Consider the following 5,710-nt stretch of genomic DNA (forward strand, 5'->3'; position numbering starts at 1 on the left):
GAATGCTTCAAGAAGCAGTAGATGCTTTAATAGACAATGGTAGAAGAGGTAGACCTGTAACAGGACCTGGTAATAGACCACTTAAGTCTTTATCAGATATGCTAAAAGGTAAGCAAGGTCGTTTCCGTCAAAACTTACTTGGTAAGCGTGTTGACTACTCGGGACGTTCAGTTATAGTTGTTGGACCAGAACTTAAATTCTATCAATGTGGTCTTCCTAAGAAAATGGCTCTTGAATTATTCAAGCCATTTGTTATGGATAAATTAGTTAAAGAAGGTTTTGCACACAATATAAAGAGTGCTAAATCTATAGTAGAAAAAGTAAAACCAGAAGTATGGGATGTTTTAGAAGATGTTATAAAGAGTCATCCAGTTCTTCTTAACCGTGCCCCTACTCTTCATAGATTAGGTATACAAGCATTTGAACCAGTTTTAGTTGAAGGTAAAGCTATAAAGCTACACCCACTTGTATGTACAGCATACAATGCCGACTTCGATGGTGACCAAATGGCGGTACACGTACCTTTATCAGTAGAAGCACAAGCAGAAGCAAGATTCTTAATGTTATCTGTAAACAACATACTTGCACCTAAAGATGGTACTCCAATAACTACTCCTTCTCAGGATATGGTTTTAGGATGTTACTACTTAACTATAGAAGCTCAAGGTGGAGAAAAAGGAACAGGAACAGTATTCAAAGACTTTAATGAAATGTTACTTGCTTATCAAAACCAAACTGTTCAATTACACTCTTTAGTAAAAATGAGAGTAGTACTTGAAGATGGAAGAAGCTCTATAGTTGAAAGTACAGTAGGTAGATTCATATTCAATGAAAATATACCTCAAGACTTAGGATTTGTAGACAGAAGTGTAGATCCATTTGGATTAGAAATAGACTTCTTAGTTGACAAAAAAGCTTTAGGTAAAATAATAGATAAGTGCTTTAGAAAGCATGGAAATACAGAAACTGCTGTATTACTTGACCATATAAAATCTCTAGGATTTAAATACTCAACTAGAGGTGGTATAACAGTTGCAGTTGCTGATATGAAAATACCAGAAGCTAAAAAAGGTTATATAACAGCAGCAGAAGAAAAAGTTGATAAATATGAAAAAGCATACAGAAGAGGTCTAATATCTGACGAAGAAAGATATGAAAGAGTTATAGAAACTTGGACAGAAACAACTGAAAAAGTTACAGATGCTCTGATGGCAGGATTAGACAGACTTAATAATATATATATAATGGCACACTCAGGAGCCAGAGGTTCTAAGAACCAGATAAGACAGTTAGCTGGTATGCGTGGTCTGATGGCCAATGCATCTGGTAAAACAGTTGAGGTTCCAGTTAAATCTAACTTCCGTGAAGGTTTATCAGTAATGGAATACTTCACATCTTCACACGGGGCTAGAAAAGGTCTTGCCGATACAGCGCTTCGTACAGCTGACTCAGGATACTTAACAAGAAGACTTGTTGATGTCAGCCAAGATGTTATAGTAAGAGAAGTTGACTGTGGTACAACAGAAACTACAGAAACATTTGCTATAAAAGATGGAAATGAAGTAATAGAAGTATTATATGATAGAATAGTGGGAAGATATACTATAGACCCTATAGTAAATCCAACTACAGGAGAAGTTATAGTAGAAGCTGATTCTATGATAAAAGAAGATGAAGCTGAAAAAATAATAGCTGCAGGAATAGAAACTGTACAAATAAGAACAGTTCTTAACTGTAAGACAAACCATGGGGTTTGTTCTAAGTGTTATGGTAGAAACCTTGCTACAGGTAAAGAAGTTAATATAGGGGAAGCTGTTGGTATAATAGCTGCTCAATCAATCGGTGAACCAGGTACTCAGCTTACAATGCGTACATTCCATACAGGTGGGGTTGCCGGAGGAGATATAACTCAAGGTCTTCCAAGGGTTGAAGAATTATTTGAAGCAAGAAAACCTAAAGGTTTAGCTGTCATAACAGAAATAACTGGTAGAGTTGAAATAGACGAAACTGGTAAGAGAAAAGAAATAAGTATAGTTCCTGAAAATGGTGAAACAGAAGTTTATGCTATACCTTATGGATCAAGAATAAGAGTTAAGCATGGACAAATGGTTGAAGCTGGGGACCCATTAACTCAAGGTTCTATAAACCCACATGACATAGTAAGAGTTAAAGGTATAGGTGGAGTTCAAGACTATATCGTTAAAGAAGTTCAAAGAGTTTATAGAATGCAAGGGGTTGACGTTAACGATAAGCATATAGAAGTTATAGTAAGACAAATGCTTTCGAAAGTTAAAGTTGAGGATCCAGGTGATACAGAATTAATCCCAGGTGGGTATGAAGATGTATTAACGTTTGATAAGTGTAATGAAGAAGCTATAGCTCAGGGATTAAAACCTGCTGTTGCTAAGAGAGTTTTACTTGGTATAACTAAGGCATCTCTTGCTACAGAATCATTCTTATCAGCTGCTTCATTCCAAGAAACAACTAGAGTATTAACAGAAGCTGCTATAAAAGGAAAAGAAGATCACTTAATAGGTCTTAAAGAAAATGTTATAATAGGTAAGTTAATACCAGCAGGAACAGGTATGAAGAGATATAAAAACATAGCTGTTGAAAAAATCCAAGACTAATATAATAAGAGATAAAGAAATCTTGACATTATCTATGTTTGGGTGATAAAATGTAAAAGTGTGTAATCGAAGGTCTTCTAAAACTTATATAAGTTATTAGAGATCTTTGATTAGACTTTTAATAAATGAACTAGCAGCACCAAACTGCAAAGAGCTAAAACCACATATAATGTGTGTAATAGACATTTAATTGTAAAAGTAACGTTTTGTTACAAGCATATCAGTACATGTACTGATGTAGTTGGCGGTCATTTAAAGATCGAAAATTTTGGAAGGAGGTGCAGATGATGCCAACAATTAACCAATTAGTTCGTAAAAACAGACAAGCAATAGAAAAGAAATCTACTGCTCCAGCATTACAAAAGGGATTCAACTCTTTACACAAGAAAGCTACTGATGCAAGTGCTCCACAAAAAAGAGGAGTTTGTACTTCAGTAAAAACAGTTACTCCTAAGAAGCCTAACTCAGCTTTAAGAAAAGTTGCCAGAGTTAGATTAACAAACGGGATAGAAGTTTCTGCTTATATACCAGGAGAAGGACACAACTTACAAGAGCACAGTGTTGTTCTTATAAGAGGAGGAAGAGTTAAAGACCTTCCAGGGGTTAGATACCACATATTAAGAGGTACTTTAGATACTGCAGGTGTTGATAAGAGAATGCAAGCTAGATCTAAGTATGGTGCTAAGAGACCTAAAGCTGCAAAGAAATAATAAAAACTAACAATTAATTATATGTGCGGTGCTTTAAATATATATATGTATTTATGGCATCACGGCATTATTTATGTCGAGTACCTATGATTTAAGATTAAATAATTAAGGAGGGAAGCAAAATGCCAAGAAAAGGTAATGTTCCAAAGAGAGAAGTATTAGCTGATCCAATATATGGAAGTAAAGTTGTTACTAAATTAATAAACAATTTAATGATAGACGGTAAAAAAGGGAAAGCTCAAACTATAGTTTATGATGCTTTCGCTATGGTAGCTGAAAAAACAGGAGAAGATGCTTTAGAAGTATTCAACAAAGCAATGGATAACATAATGCCTGTTTTAGAAGTTAAAGCAAGAAGAGTTGGTGGAGCTAACTACCAAGTACCAGTTGAAGTTAGACCTGAAAGAAGACAAACTTTAGGTTTAAGATGGTTAGTAAACTACACTAGAGCTCGTGGAGAAAAAGGAATGGTTGAAAAGTTAGCGAAAGAAATAATGGACGCTGCTAACAACACAGGAGCTTCAGTTAAGAAGAAAGAAGATACTCATAAGATGGCAGAAGCTAATAAAGCATTTGCTCACTACAGATTCTAATAAAATAGGATATAATTGATACCTTTAAGGGATATCACAAGGAGGAGAACCATGGCTAGAAAGTTTCCTTTAGAAAGAACTAGAAATATAGGAATCATGGCTCATATAGATGCAGGAAAAACTACTACTACAGAAAGAATCCTTTTCTATACAGGGCAAACACATAAGATAGGAGAAACTCACGAAGGAGCTTCTCAAATGGACTGGATGGAGCAAGAGAAGGAAAGAGGTATAACAATAACTTCTGCCGCTACTACTGCTGCATGGAAAGACCATAGAATAAACATAATAGATACACCAGGACACGTCGACTTCACAGTTGAGGTTGAAAGATCTCTAAGAGTTCTTGACGGTTCAGTTGCTGTATTCTGTGCTAAAGGTGGGGTTGAACCTCAATCTGAGAACGTATGGAGACAAGCTGATAACTACGGTGTACCTAGAATAGCATTCGTAAATAAAATGGACATCATGGGAGCTGACTTCTTTAACGTTGTTAACATGATGAAAGAAAGATTATCTGCAAATGCTGTACCTCTTCAATTACCAATAGGAAAAGAAGATTGGTTAGAAGGGGAAGTTGACTTATTAGAAATGAAAGCTCATATCTATAAGGATGACTTAGGAAAAGATATAGAAATAACTGAAATACCAGAAGATATGAAAGAATTAGCTCAAGAGTGGAGAGAAAAAATGGTTGAAGCAGTAGCTGAAACTGACGAAGAGTTAATGATGAAATATCTTGAAGGTGAAGAAATATCAGTAGAAGAATTAAAAGCTGCTATAAGAAAAGCTACAATAGCTTGTGAAATGAACCCAGTATTCTGTGGATCTGCTTACAGAAACAAAGGTGTTCAATTATTACTAGATGCTGTTGTTGATTACTTACCAGCTCCGACTGATATACCAGCTATAAAAGGTGTATTAGACAATGGTGAAGAGTCTGAAAGACATTCATCTGATGAAGAGCCATTCTCAGCTTTAGCATTCAAAATAATGACTGACCCATTCGTTGGTAAGTTAGCATTCTTCAGAGTTTACTCAGGAATAATGCAAGGAGGATCTTATGTTCTTAACTCTACTAAAGGTAAGAGAGAAAGAATAGGTCGTATCCTTCAAATGCATGCTAATACAAGAGAAGAAATAACAGAAGTATACGCTGGAGATATAGCTGCAGCAGTAGGATTAAAAGATACTACTACTGGAGATACTTTATGTGATCCAGCTCATCCAATAATACTTGAATCTATGGAATTCCCTGAGCCAGTTATATCTGTTGCTATAGAGCCTAAATCAAAAGCTGCTCAAGAAAAAATGGGTATAGCACTTCAAAAGTTAGCTGAAGAGGATCCAACTTTCAGAGTTAAAACTGATGAAGAAACAGGACAAACTATAATATCAGGTATGGGTGAATTACACTTAGAGATAATAGTTGATAGATTATTAAGAGAATTCAAAGTTGAAGCTAACGTTGGTGCTCCACAAGTTGCTTACAGAGAAACTATAACTCAACCAGTAGATGTTGAATACAAGTACTCTAAGCAATCAGGTGGTAGAGGTCAATACGGACACGTTAAGATAAGAGTTATACCTCAAGATCCAGGAACTGGTTACAAGTTCGAAAACAAAACTGTTGGTGGATCTGTACCAAAAGAATACGTTGGACCTACTGATGCAGGTATCCAAGGTGCAATGGCATCTGGTATAGTTGCTGGATATCCAGTTGTTGACGTTGCTGTTGAATTATACGATGGTTCTTACCATGAAGTCGATTCATCAG

Annotated in this window: 4 protein-coding genes; all 4 read left to right on the top strand. The window is 35.7% G+C overall.

Going from position 1 to position 5,710, the window contains the following annotated elements; translation table 11 throughout:
• Positions 1–2,630, top strand: a 2,630-nt coding sequence (rpoC, locus tag Q5F54_RS09825; RefSeq protein ID WP_302334336.1) for a DNA-directed RNA polymerase subunit beta', incomplete at its 5' end; no start/stop codon positions are given.
• Positions 2,631–2,917: 287 nt separating this feature from the next.
• A complete protein-coding gene (rpsL, locus tag Q5F54_RS09830) occupies positions 2,918–3,340 on the top strand; it encodes a 30S ribosomal protein S12 (RefSeq protein WP_071119069.1) in 423 nt (140 codons plus the stop codon).
• Positions 3,341–3,462: 122 nt separating this feature from the next.
• On the top strand, positions 3,463–3,933 hold the full coding sequence (gene rpsG, locus Q5F54_RS09835; RefSeq protein ID WP_071119047.1) for a 30S ribosomal protein S7: 471 nt from the start codon (positions 3,463–3,465) through the stop codon (positions 3,931–3,933).
• 51 nt (positions 3,934–3,984) lie between these two features.
• Positions 3,985–5,710, top strand: a 1,726-nt coding sequence (fusA, locus tag Q5F54_RS09840) for an elongation factor G (protein WP_302334337.1), incomplete at its 3' end; no start/stop codon positions are given.

Origin of the sequence: uncultured Romboutsia sp. (assembly GCF_958366745.1) — a bacterium.
GTDB classification, from domain to species: domain Bacteria; phylum Bacillota; class Clostridia; order Peptostreptococcales; family Peptostreptococcaceae; genus Romboutsia; species Romboutsia timonensis.

Bases quoted from the DNA above. Each gene is read 5' to 3' on its own strand.
- rpsL (WP_071119069.1), top strand. From the start codon at position 2,918: ATGCCAACAATTAACCAATTAGTTCGTAAAAACAGACAAGCAATAGAA.
- rpsG (WP_071119047.1), top strand. From the start codon at position 3,463: ATGCCAAGAAAAGGTAATGTTCCAAAGAGAGAAGTATTAGCTGATCCA.